Origin of the sequence: Flavobacterium soli DSM 19725, assembly GCF_000422705.1 — a bacterium.
GTDB classification, from domain to species: domain Bacteria; phylum Bacteroidota; class Bacteroidia; order Flavobacteriales; family Flavobacteriaceae; genus Flavobacterium; species Flavobacterium soli.
Map to the genome: position 1 here is coordinate 327,054 of NZ_AUGO01000002.1, position 16,672 is coordinate 343,725.

Genomic DNA, 16,672 nt, shown 5'->3' on the forward strand with positions numbered 1-16,672 from the left:
TATAGTTTTTAATTAAAAAAAATACTTTCATTGGGTAGGGTTTTTTAGGAAGCAATTGTTTTACTATCAAACCAATAAATTTTTATAATTATGAAAATGACCAAAAAATTACATTTGTTCCTTATAACAGGAATTGTAGCTGTTCTTTTCGCTTCTTGTCAAACTGAAGAAGCTGAGATTGTTGATAATACAGGAGAAACTCTGACCGCGGCAGCACCTTTAACCAATCTATTAAGTCGTGTAGCCATGTCAGATGCCACAAGCGACAATATTATTGACAGCACGGATTGTTTTAAAGTAAAACTTCCGGTAGAAGTAATAGTAAACGATCAGCAAGTTTTGGTAAATTCCGAAGAAGATTTTGCAGCAATTGAAGCAATTTTTTATGCAACACCAACCCAAAACAGTACAGTTGATTTTGTTTTTCCAATCACGGTTATCTATCCTGATTATTCTGAAGTAATCGTAAACAGTCAAACCGAGTTTGAAGCTCTTCAGTATGGATGCACGGCAACTGGGCCTGGGCCAGTTTTTGAGGAGCCTGTTAGTTGTTTTACAATAGTTTATCCTATAACGATTAGTGGTTATGCTAGTGCGGTTCAACAAGCCGAAACCTATACCATTAATAGTGACGAAGAGTTGTTCTTGTTTTTGTTAAATCTTTCTGCAACAGAATATTATGCGATTAATTATCCAGTTTCGTTTGTAAATGGAGAAGGCGAAACAGTATCAATCAATAGCAACAGCGAATGTGAACAAGCTATATTAGCTGCAATTGATTTTTGTTTTGAAGACGAAGATTTTTGCCAAGGAAGCGATGTAGTCTTTAACAACTTGTATGATAGTGTAGCTAATATTGAAGGTGTAATGGAAAGTACTGTTTGGAGTGCTGTAACACATGAATATACTTTTTCTACCAGTACACCTCAAACATTATGTACGATAGGTTATTTCTCGCCAACAATTGATGGTGGTTACATGATGGAAGTATTAAAAGAAGACGGTACAGTTCTTTACTCAGCTTATCACACTTTTGAAGCAGAACAATTGACGCATATCTCAATCACGCCAGTAAATCTTGAAGCCAATCAAAAATACATTGTAAGAAGAAGAAATCCATCAACAACTGGAGGAGGTTTGTGTAAAGTTGTTTCAAGAGTGGAAGGGTTAGAGCCAATCTTGCCAGCCACTAGTAATGGTCTAACCATCCATAGTTCAAAATATTATGGAGGAGGTACAGGAAGTGAGGATCCGAATCTTTTCATGATTCCTTTCATAACTGTTGGATTTTCTCAAAATTAATTTTTAGGCAGTTTTTTACATATAGTTTTTGTTAATTGGAAAATACCAGTCTTTCGAGGCTGGTATTTTTTTTGTTTGTTAATGGCATGAAAAAGTTGTTCTCTGGTATAAAAATAAAATTTTGTAAACGGTTATGTTAGGGTTTTTGTCAAGTAGACTTCTTTATAGATAAGCATGCAATCTTTTTATTAAAAGGCTACTGCATGTATAACTTTTAATAATTAAAATTATGAACAAAAATTTACTTTTTGTAATAGCGTCATTAGCTATTTTTGGTTCCAATCATAAAATAGCTGCACAATGTGCAGATGGATATGTATTTGAGTTTAATGGAAAATCCTATGAAATTGTTTCTCAAAATAAAACCTGGGTTGCTGCTGCAGCTTGTGCTGTAGCAAAAGGCGGATATTTAGCAGAAATTAATAATGCAGCAGAACAAGCAGCAGTTTTTTCAGCAATAACAAATCTCAATATTGATCCAGCAAACACAGCGTCTTCAGATGGTTTTTCATCCTATGTTTGGCTAGGAGGGAATGACATTGCAAGTGAAGGTAATTGGGTATGGAATGGTGATAACAATGCAGTAACGACTCCATTTTGGATCGGAACAGCATCTGGAACTTTAGTAGCAGGACAATATGCTAATTGGGGTTTCGAACCCGATAATTGGCTTGGAGCTGGGCCAGCTGGTCAAGATGCGTTAGGAATGTCAATTATTAATTGGCAAAACGGTGTTGCTGGAAAATGGAACGACATCAGCCATAACAATTCCTTGTACTACATAATTGAGTATAATTCACTCCTTGATCTTACTACAATAGATAAGAATACTTTGATAGGTATTCATCCAAATCCTGTTCAAGATAATATTTCTCTATACAATAATAGTGGTTCAAAAATCGAAAAAATAGTTTTTGTAAATTCTATTGGACAAGAAATAAAAATCTTTCAAACAGAAAATGCTATTACTCAAAATTATGATGTAAGTAATTTTCAAGCAGGAGTTTATTTTTTGCAAATCCATTTGGAAGAAGGAACCATTTTGACTAAAAAGATTATAAAAAAATAAAGGAATGAGAGATCTTGTTTATGCTGTAGTATTCATTTTTATTTCCAAAACTGCTTTTTCTCAAAATAGCATTTTTAGCATTGCTCGAAAAAGAACTGCAGAAAGAGTCCTTCAAAATTTTGAAAATGAATCTGAAAGCGTGGACAGGGTTAATGAAGAAGGTTTAACACCTTTAATTATAGCTTGTTGTTCAGGAAATAGCAAAGCAGCAAAATTGCTGCTAGAGAAAAAAGCAAATCCAAACATCTGTGATGCTAATGGAAATTCAGCTTTGCTCTATGCGGTTCAGTTTAAAAATCTGGAATTAGTTGAGTTGCTTCTACAATACGATGCAGATAAAAGTCAAAAAGACGATTTAGGAAAGACAGCTTTTGAGTATGCCGCTTTTTTAAATGATAAAAAAATGTTGGGCTTGTTGCAATAAAAAAAAAACAGATTGTGCATTTGGATTCGAACTTTCGTTTTTCAAAATTACAGCATAGTGCTATCGAATAATCCCAATATGCAATTGTCTAATTCTCTAATTAGTTTATATTTGCACTTCAATAAAAGATACACAAATTATGTTCGATAATTTAAGCGACAAGCTCGACAAAGCGTTCCATATATTAAAAGGTCACGGTAAAATTACCGAAGTAAATGTAGCCGAAACCCTAAAAGAAGTTCGTCGTGCTCTACTTGATGCCGATGTTAACTTCAAGATTGCAAAAGATTTTACAACCAAAGTAAAAGAAAAAGCAATCGGTCAGGATGTATTGACAACGCTTCAACCTGGACAATTGTTAGTAAAATTGGTAAAAGATGAACTGACAGAATTAATGGGTGGGGATGCTGCAGGAATCAATCTTTCTGGAAATCCATCGATTATTTTAATGTCAGGTTTGCAAGGTTCTGGAAAAACAACCTTTTCTGGAAAACTAGCTAACTATCTTAAAACAAAAAAGAACAAGAAACCACTTTTGGTAGCTTGTGATATCTATCGTCCAGCGGCAATCAACCAGTTGCATGTTGTAGGAGACCAAGTTGGAGTTGAAGTATATTCTGAACCTGAAAATAAAAATCCAGTTCAGATTTCGCTGAATGCAATCAAATATGCAAAAGAAAATGGTTTCAATGTCGTAATTGTCGATACAGCAGGTCGTTTGGCAGTTGATGAGGAGATGATGAACGAAATTGCAAATGTTCACAAAGCCATCCAACCTCAGGAAACACTTTTCGTAGTGGATTCGATGACAGGTCAGGATGCCGTAAATACGGCAAAAGCTTTTAACGACAGATTGAATTTTGACGGTGTGATCCTTACCAAATTAGATGGTGATACTCGTGGTGGAGCTGCAATTTCGATAAAATCAGTTGTAAACAAGCCAATCAAGTTCATTGGTACAGGTGAGAAAATGGAAGCGATTGATGTTTTCTATCCTTCTCGTATGGCCGAACGTATTCTTGGAATGGGAGACGTTGTTTCTTTGGTTGAAAGAGCTCAAGAGCAATTTGACGAAGAAGAAGCTAGAAAATTACAAAAGAAAATTGCTAAAAACGAATTCGGTTTTGATGATTTCTTGTCTCAGATTCAACAAGTTAAGAAAATGGGTAATATGAAGGATTTGGTTGGGATGATTCCAGGTGCTTCAAAAGCGATGAAAGATGTAGAGATTGAAGATGATGCCTTCAAACATATTGAAGCCATCATTCACTCGATGACACCAATCGAAAGAACAAAGCCTGCCATTATTGATATGAAAAGAAAAACCAGAATCGCAAAAGGTTCGGGTACAAAAATAGAGCAGGTAAACCAACTCATGAAACAATTCGACCAAATGAGCAAAATGATGAAGATGATGCAAGGTCCAGGCGGAAAAAACCTGATGAAAATGATGGGTGGAATGAAAGGAATGAAATAATTTTAGTTTCAGGTTTAAAGTTTCAAGTTCTTGAAAAGTTAAACCTGAAATTTTTTACAATAACTACAACTATTTAAGTTTGAATCTCAACATCAGACTTTAAACCTTAAACAAAAAAATAATGCAACTACTAGACGGAAAAAAAACTTCTGAAGACATTAAAATCGAGATTACTGCCGAAGTCGATTTGATGAAAAAAAACGGCGAAAAAGTACCACATCTTGCCGCAGTTATAGTGGGTAACGATGGTGCGAGTTTGACGTATGTTGGAAGTAAAGTAAAAGCCTGCGAAAGAGTAGGTTTTGAATCTACTTTAGTGAAAATGCCAAGTACAACATCTGAAACTGAATTGCTAAAAAAAATAAAGCAGCTTAATGAAGATGACAACATTGATGGTTTCATCGTTCAGCTTCCCTTGCCTGAACAAATTGATACTCAAAAAGTATTGATGGCAATTGATCCAAGTAAGGATGTTGATGGTTTTCATCCAGAGAATTTTGGAAAAATGTCTTTGGATATGACGACTTTCATTCCTGCAACGCCTTTTGGTATTTTGGAGTTATTAGAGCGTTATGGAGTTGAAACCAAAGGAAAACACACCGTTGTTATCGGAAGAAGTCATATTGTAGGTCGTCCGATGAGTATCTTGATGGGAAGAAAAGGTTTTCCAGGAAATTCAACAGTGACTTTGACACACAGTTACACCAAAAATATTGCTCAAATTACCACTCAGGCTGATATTATCATAACGGCATTAGGTGTTCCAAATTATTTGAAAGCCGAAATGGTAAAAGATGGAGCTGTTGTAATTGATGTTGGAATTACCCGTGTTGTTGACGATTCAGAAAAAGGATATAAAATCACTGGAGATGTTGATTTTGAAAATGTTTCTAAAAAAGTATCTCACATCACCCCAGTTCCTGGAGGTGTTGGACCAATGACGATTGCGATGTTGTTGAAAAACACGCTTTTGGCGAGAGAACAACGAAGAGAAGCCAGAAAATAAAAATTAGAAAAGCCTTAAACTTTTGTTTAAGGCTTTTTTTTAATCCAAATATTTTAAATCGATCCAGAGTTTTCCTGATTTTGAATCAAGTAAGATTTTATAAGATTCCCATTCGGTTGTTTTTTCTCTGAAATAAAAAGTTTTGCTATTTGCTAATTCTTCGGAATTTAAATGGAATGAAGATAGCTTTTCGCTTTCAGTTACTTTTTGAAGATTATTTTTCTTAATGTATTCTTCGGTGTTTAATTCCTTATCGAGAATAAAAACCACCTTTTTAGTTTTGCTGATGCTGTCATATTCGCATTCACTATTTTCAATTTTTGGAATATCAACCATCGCTCTCATTTCGATATTGTCGATGTTGGCCCATTCGCAGTTTTCACTTTTATAAATGTTTTTAACAAAAGTACGAAGTCCAATAAATCCTAGACACACGATTGCAATTGTAGAACAAAGAGCGATGATAACTATTTTTTTTGTTTTCATAAGATGATTGTTTTTGGTTCCTATGAAAACGAAATAATGTTGAAATAATTATAAATCAATTTAATAATCTCCTTTTTTCTTGTAGTTCGGATCGTCTTTCTTAATAAATTCTACTTTTCGACCTGAATTTGTTTCCGAAGGTTTAGAAGCATTATCGTTATTGTTTCCTGATTCAGAACGAGCAGATTTTCCTAATATGATTCTGCTTTGCGGAGTGAAATCCTGATTTGGTCGTGTCGCCCTGGTTTCTTGACTCCGGCTTCTTGATTGCTGGATTCTTTGTTCTCTTGGCTCTTGGCTCTTGCTTCTTGTTTCTATTCTCTCCTTTGGCAAACTAGCTTCTTCGGTCTTGCTTGATGGCTCTATCAGTTGGTTAAGTTCCTTGATTTCGGCATCGGTCAAATCACGGTATCTGCCAACAGGCAAATCAAGCGAAATATTAATGATGCGGATTCTTTTCAGAGCCGTAACCTCATATCCTAAATATTCACACATTCTTCTAATCTGTCGATTGAGTCCTTGTGTAAGAATGATTTTAAAGGTGTACTTGCTGATTTGTTCAACCTTACATTTTCTGGTAACGGTGTCCAAAATCGGAACGCCATTTGCCATTCGATCAATAAAACGGTCGGTAATTGGTCGGTTTACGGTAACGGTATATTCCTTTTCGTGATTGTTTCTTGCACGAAGGATTTTGTTTACGATATCACCATCATTGGTCATGAAAATCAAGCCTTCACTTGCTTTATCCAAGCGACCGATGGGGAAGATTCTTTCAGGATAATTGATGTAATCTACGATGTTATCGTGAACCTCTTGGTTGGTAGTACATTCAATCCCAACAGGTTTATTAAACGCTAAATAAACAGGCTTCCGGTTGTTTTCACGGATAAGCTTTCCGTCGATTCGAATTTCATCATTTGGTGCAACTTTTGTTCCGAGTTCAGGAACGATTCCGTTTATGGTGACACGTCCTTCCTCGATATATTTATCGGCTTCACGACGAGAACAGAACCCCGTTTCGCCGATGAATTTGTTTAAGCGTTTCAAATTTTCTTCCATTATGCAAAAGTATGATTTATTGGTTAGAAAAAATAGTTTAAAGTTTATAGACACGAATTGCACGAATTTTTACTAATGGATTCGTGATATTTCTACAATTTTATTTCTACAGATTTTTGAAATGATTATTTAGGAAAAATGGATTTTTCCCTAGCCTCCCGAAGTTTCGGGACTAAAATGCCCTAACGTTTATGCTCCAATTAAAAAAGAGGTAATTTTTTGATACAATTCGTCGTCGTGCATGCTGTGTCCGAGTCCTTTGGTTTCGATGAAGGTGGCGTTTTTCCAAGAACTGGCAATTTTTTTTCCTTCACCGAATGCAACAATCGTATCGTCAACGTCGTGAGCGATTAGGCCTTCAATCGTCAAGCTTTTGCCAAAAATTTGTCCTGAAAATTCATCAAACTTGAATTTGAATTTTTGCAGGAAATGATTTTCGAGTAGTTGCACCATTTTGTTGTTGAGACTTAAGAGTGCTACGTAATTGGTAATCAAAGTCTTTAAATCAGATGGAGCTCCAAGTAATACCATTTTTTTGAGTTTAGTGTTTTGGTATTTGTGCTGATAATAGACACAAGCAGCTCCTCCGATTGAATGCCCGATTAGAAAATTGGGTTGGAATTTCTGGACGGCAATGTCAATAAAAGCGGCATAAGTAGGAACGTTAAATTCCTTCCCAGCCGAAAGGCCGTGTGCTGGTGCATCGATGGCGACAATAGTGCTTCCCGTTTTTTTAAGATAGGGAAGAAGCTTTTCCCAGCGTGATGTGTTGCTTTCCCAACCATGAATAAGGAGAATTACATTTTCGTTTCCTTGCCAATAATAGGATTCAAACTGGTTTTCGTTAAAATAAAAAGTTTCCGTTTTGGCATCTTGTAAAACTAAAGGCAAATTTTTTTTTTTCAATCTGCCAATTCTTGGTTCGCTGAACAAACGATAAGCAAGATGGGTTGCTTTTTTTGGATTAATATAACTCATCGAGTTGATGTACAACCCGATGGATTTTGTGAGTATGAAATATTTTAGTTTTTTCATATAAAAAAACCACGCTTTTGGCGTGGTTCGTGGTATTAGATACTAGAAAATAAATTTTCCATTTTTTCTCTTTCTTCCTCTGCAAGAACACTGTCTACCAATATTCTTCCTGAGTGTTCATCGGTGATGATTTTTTTTCTTGCCGCAATCTCAACTTGCGTTTGTGGTGGAATGGTAAAGAAAGAACCTGCCGAAGCACCTCTTTCGATAGAAACCACAGCCAAACCGTTTCTAACGCTTGTTCTGATTCTTGTGTAAGCTGCCAATAATCTTTCTTCGATTTGAGCTTGGAATTCAGCTGATTTCTCTGTCAAGAAAGCTTCTTCCTTAGCCGTTTCAGCCATAATTGCATCCAATTCAGATTTTTTGTGCTCTAAATGAGATGTTTTTTGAGCCAATTTCTCAGATGATGTTGCAATGATTTGCTTTTTGTATTCAATAGACGCTTTCATTTCCTTGATTTGCTTTTCAGCCAATTGAATTTCTAGTTCTTGAAACTCAACTTCTTTAGTCAAAGAGTTGAATTCTCTATTGTTACGAACAGTTTCCTGTTGTTTTGTGTATTTTTTTATTGCTTCTTTGTGCTCGTCGATAGCGTTCTTTTTTGCTTTGATTTGCTCTTCGATAACATCCAAATCTGCTTTTAATTTTTCAGAACGAGATTTTAGCCCGGCTACTTCATCTTCTAAATCTTCAACCTCTAAAGGAAGTTCACCTCTAACATTTCTGATTTCGTCAATTCGGGAGTCAATTAACTGTAAATCGTAAATTGCTCTTAACTTGTCTTCAACACTCAATTCTTTTGTAGTCGCCATATTCTTATAAGTACTTAACTGGATTTGTATTTTCTTCTGATAAAATGAATGCAAAATTAGGCATTTTTTTGATAAGATAATCAACAATATAATTTTTTGTATAACGTTCACTTTCAAAATGTCCGATATCGGCCAATAAAATTTTATTTTCGGCTTCATAAAACTGGTGGTACTTCAAATCAGCAGTCAAAAAAGCATCGGCTCCAGCCTGAATTGCATTTTTTATGGCATAACTTCCAGAACCTCCCAAGACAGCAACTTTCTTGATTTCCTTATTTAAAAATTCGCTATGACGGATGCCGTTTGCCTGCATTTTATCTTTTACAAATTGCATAAAATCTCTTTCGGTTAAAGCAGTTGGAAGTTCGCCAATCATCCCTAAACCAATATTTTTATGGGAATTCTGCAAATCATAAATTTCATAAGCCACTTCTTCATAAATATGATTAGAGAAAAGTGCTTTAAGGATTTTATTTTCCAAATGTTTTTCGAAAATCACTTCTATCTTGATTTCAGCTCCTGTATGCAATTTCCCTTTTTCGCCAATTACAGGGTTGCTGTTTTCATTTCCCTTAAAGGTAAAAGTCCCTTCAGAATTAAAACTACAATTGTCGTAATTTCCGATAGTTCCGGCTCCAGCAGTGAAAAGTGCATTTCTCACTTCGTCAGCATTTTCGGGAGTTGTATAGGTGATTAATTTTCGAATGAAATTGGCTTTCGGAATTAAAATTTTGGTATCAATCAACCCTAATGCATCACAAAATATCTTGTTGACACCTTCTTTATGATTGTCCAAAGCAGTATGAACGGCATAAATTGCAATATCATTCTTAATAGCTTTCAAGATAGAACGTTCGACATAATTTTTGCCCGTAATTTTCTTCAAACCCGAAAATAGTATCGGATGAAAACAAACTACCAGGTTGCAATTTTTAGAAATGGCTTCTTCAATTACGTTTTCCAAGGCATCATGGCAAACCAAAACGCCTTGACATTGTTCGTTTTGGTCACCAACAAGCAAACCAACGTTGTCAAAATCTTCGGCATAAGCCAAAGGGGCCATTTCTTCGAGGATAGAAATTATATCTTTTATTTTCATATTTTATTTTTTCAAATCCCGTAGGGATGACATTATTATAGACAAACCAATTTCAACACAAACCAAAATCCCGTAGGGATGACATTATTATAGAAAAACCAATTTCAACACAAACCAAAATCCCGTAGGGATGACATTATTGTAGACAAACCAATTTCACGACAAACCAAAATCCCGTAGGGATGACACCCAAAAATTAATCAATCCATTCAAATAAATATTTTTCATCATATTCAATTTTAAAATTATCTAGCATTTTCAAATATTCTTCCTTGAATGTTCTTTTTTGATGATGTTTTTGTTGATTTAAAATATAATTGTAAACCCTTTCTATTTGCGAATGTGAATAAGAAAACGAACCATAACCTTCTTGCCAAGAAAACTTACCATTAATCCAACCTTGTTCGTTTATAAATTTTGATGAATTATTTTTGATGTCTCTTACCAAATCCGAAATAACCATTGTGAGTTGGAGGCCAACAAAAATATGAATATGATCGGGCATTCCATTAACAATAATTGATTTTTGACTTTTATTGGTAATGATGCCCGAAATATATTTGTTTAATTCGTCTTTATTTTTTGAGGATATTAAATTTTGTCTCCCTTTAACTGTAAATACAATTTGGATGTAAATTTGAGAATATGTGTTTGGCATTTTATGATATTTTTTGATTCAAAAATAAATGTATGTTTTATTTTTTAATGATGAATAATTTTAAACATAATAATTTTGCTACAATAATGCCATCCCTACGGGATTTTGGTTTGTGTTGAAATTGGTTTGTCTATAATAATGTCATCCCTACGGGATTTTTGATAAAATCTTTTGTATAGTAAATGATAGCTTGTTTAAAAGATTATAATTATTTTCGTGCAATGAATATTCTCCGAAAAATACTCTTCCCATTTTCCATTTTATATGGCTTAATTACCAGTTTTCGGAATTTTCTCTACGATAAGGAAATCTTTAAATCCTATTCTTTTGATTTGCCGATTATTGCCGTTGGGAATTTAAGTGTTGGCGGAACGGGCAAAACGCCTCAAATTGAATATTTAATACGATTATTATCAGATACATATAAAATTGCTACTTTAAGCCGTGGGTATAAGCGAAAATCGGAGGGGTTTATTTTGGCTGATGCAACTGCAACTGCTGAAATTTTGGGAGATGAACCCTATCAATTTTATAAAAAATTCCCCAATATTCATGTAGCGGTCGATGCCGATAGAAAAAATGGCATTTTCAATTTGCTATATGAAGAAGTTACAACCGATGTGATTTTGCTTGACGATGCCTTTCAACATCGAAAAGTTAAAGCAGGATTTTATATTTTATTGACGGCTTACAATGATTTGTATGCTGACGATTATATTTTGCCAACCGGAAATCTTCGCGAAAGCAGGAGTGGAGCCAATCGTGCCGATATCGTCATAGTCACTAAATGTCCAGCAACTCTTTCGCTTGACGAACAAAAATCGATTCAGAAGAAGTTAAAACTCACAGAAAAGCAAAAATTATATTTTACGTATATTGAATATGATACCGCAGTTTACTCAGAAGAAAAACAATTGAAAGTTTCGGATATAAAAAATGTAGACAAATTACTTTTGGCTGGAATTGCAAAACCCGAACCTTTTTTCAAACATCTGAAAAAAGAAAACGATGAAGTTTTGGTATTTCCGGATCATCATCATTTTTCTGAAAAAGATATTTTAGAGATTAAAACCAAAGCCCAAAATAACATTATCATTACAACCGAAAAAGATTATGTTCGGTTGAAAGGCCAACTTCCAAAAGAACAGCTTTTTTATCTTCCCATAAAGAGTTCGTTTTTGTCGAATAGTGAAAATTTTGATACGACTATTCTAAACTATGTTGCCAATAGTTGAGTTTTTCAAAAAATAAAAATAAAAATTATTTTTTTCCAAATTTCCAATGTTTGTAGTCAGTTACGAGAAATAAACTACAACGTTGTAGTGCTGTTGTATAGGTAATTCTTCAATTAAACTACGATTTTTAAAAACTGTATGGTTTGTATAGCATCGTAATTATAGAAGTGTAATGTTATTGCACTTAAATTAGCATAAAAATAATATTTATGGTTTATAATTACGAAAAATGTATTAAAACGTTAATTGTTTTAATTTTTATAATTGTGTCGCAAAACATGACTGCACAATTCACCACAGTGGGAGAAGGAAGTTATACCACTGTTTTTCCAGGAACGGATTCGGCTGGAAGAAATGCATTTCCATCAGGAACTCCACAATTAAGCGGAAACGCACTTGGAAAACCTGTTCCTACAAACGATTGGTGGTCGGCATTGGTAAAACAGAATCACGCCAACAACCTTTTCAATTATCCTTTGGCTTTGAAAACCGTTAATGAAGGATTGGTTGTGAGTTATATCGTTCCCACTTCTACACCAAATGGAAGTAGCCAACCAATTGATGATGCCTTGCCAATTACGGTTGGAGTTACAGGTTTAAATGCGGGTCAAGCCTCGGTTTCCGATTATTCCGATTGGACAGTTTCAATGAATTGGAGCAATGGCTCACATTCCTTTGGAGCAACTGCCGGAATCGGAATGCCCTTTATTTATTTTACAAAAAATACCGCTGATGTAGCTAGTGTAAAAATCACGGAAGGAACAGTTACTATTTCCAATGAAATGTTGGTGGTAACGAATTCCCATCAGGGTGCTGATTTTGCCGTTTATGCACCAGTTGGAAGTACTTGGACACAAGCCGGAACAACTTATACTTCAACCCTCAATGAGGAAAACTATTGGTCGATGGCCTATTTGGCACCCTCAGCTACAAGCGTAACTTTGGCAGCAAATGAGTATAAAAAATATGCTTATGTTTTTCCGACGAATACAACGGCTACTTACACCTACAACGAAAGTACTTCCAAACTTACCACTGTTTTTAATGTCGAAACAGATGTAAAAGAAGGAATTGAAACCAATGTTTTGCTAGGTTTGTTGCCACACCAATGGGCAAATTTGGCTTCGGGTTCTGCACAACCAACAGGATATAATTACGATTCAATTCGAGGTGAAATCAAAACTTTGGACGGAAATACGTTTACTGTAGAACATACTTTTAAAGGCATTTTGCCAACATTGCCTTATTTGGATAATTACAGCGAAGGTTTTAGTCCAGCTCTATTGGATGAGAAAATTTCCCTAATTGAAAACGATGGTTTGGCAACGTGGACCGATTCCTATAACGAAGGACAAGTGATGAACCGTTTGATCCAAACCGCCCGAATTGCTGATGAAACAGGAGATGTAGAAGCTCGAAATAAAATGGTAGCGACTATAAAAGAGCGTTTGGAGGATTGGCTTAAAGCCGAATCGGGAGAAGTGGCTTTTTTGTTTTATTATAATACCAATTGGTCCACTTTAATTGGTTATCCAGCGGGTCACGGACAAGATAATAATATCAACGATCACCATTTTCATTGGGGCTATTTTATTCATGCCGCTGCTTTCATGGAACAATTTGAGCCTGGCTGGGTTGATCAATGGGGACCGATGATTAATTTGATGATTCGTGATGCCGCAACTTCGGATAGAAATGATCCATTGTTTCCTTATTTGAGAAATTTCAGTCCGTATGCAGGACACAGTTGGGCCAATGGTTTCGCAACTTTCCCTTTTGGAAACGATCAGGAATCCACTTCCGAAAGTATGCAATTTGCTTCTTCTTTGATTCATTGGGGAACGATTACCGAGAATGATGCAATCAGGGATCTGGGAATTTATATTTATACGACAGAACAAACCGCTACTGAAGAATATTGGTTTGATATGTATGATAGAACTTTTAAGCCAGGTTATGGTTATAAAGTGGCCTCCAGAATTTGGGGAAATGGTTATGATAACCAAACTTTTTGGACATCAGATATCGCTGCCGCTTATGGTATAGAGATGTATCCGATTCACGGTGGATCCCTATATTTAGGCCATAACACAGCTTATGCCGAATCTTTATGGACGGAAATTTCCGCCAATACTGGAATCTTGAGCAACGAAGCCAATCCTAATCTTTGGCACGACGTTTACTGGCAATATTTGTCGTTTACCAATCCGCAAGCTGCGATAGATTTATATGATTCTTATCCAGAAAGAGGTTTGAAATTTGGTATATCCGATGCACAAACCTATCATTGGCTTCATGCCATGAATGCTTTGGGAAGAGTAAATTCCGCCGTGACGGCCAATTATCCAATTGCGGCTTCTTTTATTGATAATGGAGTGACAACCTATGTGGCTCATAATTATGGAGATAGTCCGATTGCTGTGACTTTTTCTGATGGCTATATTTTGCAAGTTCCAGCCAATAAAATGGTAACAAGCAGGGACATCGATGCTTCAGGAGTTCTGTCTGCCGATTTTTATCAGGCTTATCCTGGCGGAAGTGTGAATCTTACTGCAACCGTAGAAGGAAACGGCATAACCAAAGTAGCTTTTTATGATGGCGATGCTTTAATTGGTGAAGATACAGAAGCCCCTTACACCATTCCTGCTGATGATTTGACTTTGGGAATTCATGGAATGTATGCAAAAGTTTTTATTGGCGAACAATTCAATGTAACCAATATCATTTCGGTGCAAGTTGGCGAACAGCTTCCTTATCTGGGAACCGCTTTTCAAATTCCGGGAATTATTGAAGCAGGAAACTATGACAAATTCGAAGGTGGTGTGGGGCAAAATATTTCCTATAATGATGCTTCGCAAAACAATGAAGGTGGTTATCGTCCAAGCGAATATGTCGATGCTGCTTTAGATACTCAAGAAGGTGCAACTGTAGGATGGATTTCGGCCGGAGAATGGATGGAATATACAATTGATGTGCAAAATTCTGGTTTATATACTGCTACGATTCGATATGCATCTGGAAACAGCAATGGTGGCGGACCATTTTATTTTGAAATTGATGAAGTGGCCATTATTCCTCCAACTTCTTTCACCACAACTTCTGACTGGGGAACTTGGGCGAATAAAATAGTCAATAATATAGCTTTGACACAAGGGCAACATGTTTTGCGTTTGGTTGCCACCAATGGGGAATTCAATATCGGGAAAATGAATTTTGCTTATACTTCTCCTTTAACATTTGTTCCACCAGTAGCCAATGCTGGAGAAAATGTCGTCGTGGTTTTGCCAAATACAACGGCTACACTAAATGGTTCCTTGAGCAATGATCCAGAAAATCAACCGATAACCTACAATTGGGAACAAATTTATGGTCCATCCATGATTGTTTTTGATGCTATTGATACGGCTTCGCCAAATGTTTCCAATTTAGTTGAAGGTGTTTATAAAGTAAAATTAACCGTTAGCGACGGAACCTATACTGCAACCGATGAAGTGCTGATTTTAGTTTCGGCAACTGGAAATGCGAGTCCGACAGTCGCGATTACTTCTCCATCAGATGGAACTTCGTATGTTGAAGGGGCTACGATTTTTATCACGGCTTCGGCTTCAGATTTGGATGGAACGGTTACTTTGGTAGAGTTTTATGATGGCGAGGTTAAAATTGGCGAAGACACAACTTCTCCTTATACATTTGATTATATCACTCCAACTGTTGGAACTCATGCTCTAACGGCTGTAGCAACGGATAGTGGAGAGGTTCAAAGCACTTCTCAGGTTGTGAATGTAACGGTTTCAAGCATGATGTCGTGTTCGGAAATATCAAATGAAGCCCAGCAAGGTTCTTTTACAATTGGATATGAAGCAACATTCGAAACCATTGGAAACACGGTTACTGTTACTTTTGAACTACTCGACACCGATAAAGTTGGCGTTGTAGCCTATCTGTGGCAACAAACTCCTTTTGGTGAAACCCAAATGGACAATGTTGGCGGACTTACCTTTTCTAAAACTTTAGGAGGGCAAACAGTTGGTTCAACCATTACCTATGCGGTTAAATTTGCTTATGCAGGCGGACTTTCGGTTACCAAATACATCAGCTATGTAGTAGGAAATAATTGCGGAAGTGGAGGAGATGATGTTGAAACTCCGATGAATTTTACTGCTACAGTTGGAGCAATTACTTCCACTTCGGTAGAATTGTTATTGAACAGTACAGATAACTCTGGAGCTGTGGTTTACGATGTCTCGTATGGAACAAATTCGACAACAGTTGCTGGAGTTTCAGGTGTTCAAAAATCGGTTATCCTTAATAATTTATCGCCAGAAACGCTTTATTCTTTTAGTATTGAAGCAAGTGATGCATCCGGAAACGAAGCTACAAATAATGCGATTGTTTTAGAAGCAACCACATTACCAGATTCAAACACGGCATGTTCAGGAACAAGTTCGGGAGCTCAACAAGGTTCTTTTTCTATCGGTTACAGTTACTCGTTTGAAACCGTTGGAACCGATGTTGTCATTACTTTCGAAATGCTAGACACGGATAAAGTTGGAGTAGTGGCCTATTTGTGGCAACAAACTCCTTTTTCAGAAGCACAAATGACAAACCAAGGTGGATTGACCTTTTCTAAAACAATAACAGGCCAAACTCTTGGTGCAACGATTTCCTATGGTGTAAAATTTGCCTTTGCAGGTGGTTTGGCGGTAACCAATTATTTCAACTATACTGTTGGTGATGATTGTGCATTGGGAATTGATGACAACGAGCTGAATGCTTCAATCAGTTTGTATCCAAATCCAGCAACGAATCTTGTAATAGTAGATGCTAAACTTTCATCAATAGAAAAAGTAGAATTGTATTCGATTTTAGGAAGTAAAGTGTTGGAAACAACAACCAATACTTTCAATGTTGAAAACCTTTCAAGCGGAATGTATTTGGTAAAAATTCATTCAGAAAATAAAGTTGTGACGAAAAAATTAGTAGTTAAATAGTGTTTTGAAAGTT

Annotated in this window: 12 protein-coding genes and 1 pseudogene; 7 read left to right on the top strand and 6 right to left on the bottom strand. The window is 36.0% G+C overall.

Translation table 11 applies throughout. The features are described from left to right. Positions 1 to 90: 90 nt before the first annotated feature. From G508_RS0104560 to G508_RS0104580, 5 genes are all read left to right on the top strand, one after another. Complete coding sequence (locus G508_RS0104560) at positions 91 to 1,302, top strand: hypothetical protein (protein WP_026704207.1); 1,212 nt, start codon at positions 91 to 93, stop codon at positions 1,300 to 1,302. A gap of 229 nt (positions 1,303 to 1,531) precedes the next feature. Beyond that, on the top strand, positions 1,532 to 2,371 hold the full coding sequence (locus G508_RS0104565) for a T9SS type A sorting domain-containing protein (RefSeq protein WP_026704208.1): 840 nt from the start codon (positions 1,532 to 1,534) through the stop codon (positions 2,369 to 2,371). A gap of 4 nt (positions 2,372 to 2,375) precedes the next feature. Then, the gene (locus G508_RS19445) at positions 2,376 to 2,795 is read left to right on the top strand and encodes an ankyrin repeat domain-containing protein (protein WP_051197453.1); all 420 of its coding nucleotides are present in this window, start codon (positions 2,376 to 2,378) and stop codon (positions 2,793 to 2,795) included. Between the two features lie 139 nt (positions 2,796 to 2,934). Further along, on the top strand, positions 2,935 to 4,272 hold the full coding sequence (gene ffh, locus G508_RS0104575) for a signal recognition particle protein (protein ID WP_026704209.1): 1,338 nt from the start codon (positions 2,935 to 2,937) through the stop codon (positions 4,270 to 4,272). A 121-nt stretch (positions 4,273 to 4,393) separates the two neighbouring features. Further along, positions 4,394 to 5,278 (top strand): bifunctional 5,10-methylenetetrahydrofolate dehydrogenase/5,10-methenyltetrahydrofolate cyclohydrolase, encoded by an 885-nt coding sequence (locus tag G508_RS0104580; protein ID WP_026704210.1) that lies wholly within the window; start codon positions 4,394 to 4,396, stop codon positions 5,276 to 5,278. A 39-nt stretch (positions 5,279 to 5,317) separates the two neighbouring features. Here G508_RS0104580 and G508_RS0104585 read toward each other — a convergent pair whose 3' ends face one another. The 6 genes and pseudogenes from G508_RS0104585 to tnpA all read right to left on the bottom strand — a co-directional run bounded on the left by G508_RS0104585 (position 5,318) and on the right by tnpA (position 10,433). After that, a complete protein-coding gene (locus tag G508_RS0104585; protein WP_026704211.1) occupies positions 5,318 to 5,764 on the bottom strand; it encodes a hypothetical protein in 447 nt (148 codons plus the stop codon). A gap of 237 nt (positions 5,765 to 6,001) precedes the next feature. Then, positions 6,002 to 6,826 (bottom strand): annotated as a pseudogene (gene rluF / locus G508_RS18595) (23S rRNA pseudouridine(2604) synthase RluF); the annotation flags it as partial. Positions 6,827 to 7,015: 189 nt separating this feature from the next. Then, positions 7,016 to 7,861, bottom strand: a complete 846-nt coding sequence (locus G508_RS0104595) for an alpha/beta hydrolase (protein ID WP_026704212.1) — start codon at positions 7,859 to 7,861, stop codon at positions 7,016 to 7,018. A 35-nt stretch (positions 7,862 to 7,896) separates the two neighbouring features. After that, positions 7,897 to 8,676 carry a zinc ribbon domain-containing protein gene (locus G508_RS0104600; RefSeq protein ID WP_026704213.1) on the bottom strand — a complete coding sequence of 260 codons (780 nt, stop codon included), beginning with the start codon at positions 8,674 to 8,676 and terminating at the stop codon, positions 7,897 to 7,899. Between the two features lie 4 nt (positions 8,677 to 8,680). Next, positions 8,681 to 9,775 carry a Nif3-like dinuclear metal center hexameric protein gene (locus G508_RS0104605; RefSeq protein ID WP_026704214.1) on the bottom strand — a complete coding sequence of 365 codons (1,095 nt, stop codon included), beginning with the start codon at positions 9,773 to 9,775 and terminating at the stop codon, positions 8,681 to 8,683. Between the two features lie 196 nt (positions 9,776 to 9,971). Beyond that, positions 9,972 to 10,433 (bottom strand): IS200/IS605 family transposase, encoded by a 462-nt coding sequence (tnpA, locus tag G508_RS0104610; RefSeq protein WP_026704215.1) that lies wholly within the window; start codon positions 10,431 to 10,433, stop codon positions 9,972 to 9,974. A gap of 221 nt (positions 10,434 to 10,654) precedes the next feature. On the opposite strand from tnpA, the gene lpxK reads away from it, so the two are divergent. Further along, positions 10,655 to 11,668: a tetraacyldisaccharide 4'-kinase gene (gene lpxK / locus G508_RS0104615; RefSeq protein ID WP_026704216.1), complete on the top strand. Its 1,014-nt coding sequence runs from the start codon at positions 10,655 to 10,657 to the stop codon at positions 11,666 to 11,668. 278 nt (positions 11,669 to 11,946) lie between these two features. Beyond that, positions 11,947 to 16,659: a glycosyl hydrolase gene (locus tag G508_RS0104620; protein ID WP_245569844.1), complete on the top strand. Its 4,713-nt coding sequence runs from the start codon at positions 11,947 to 11,949 to the stop codon at positions 16,657 to 16,659. The last annotated feature ends 13 nt before the right edge of the window (positions 16,660 to 16,672 follow it).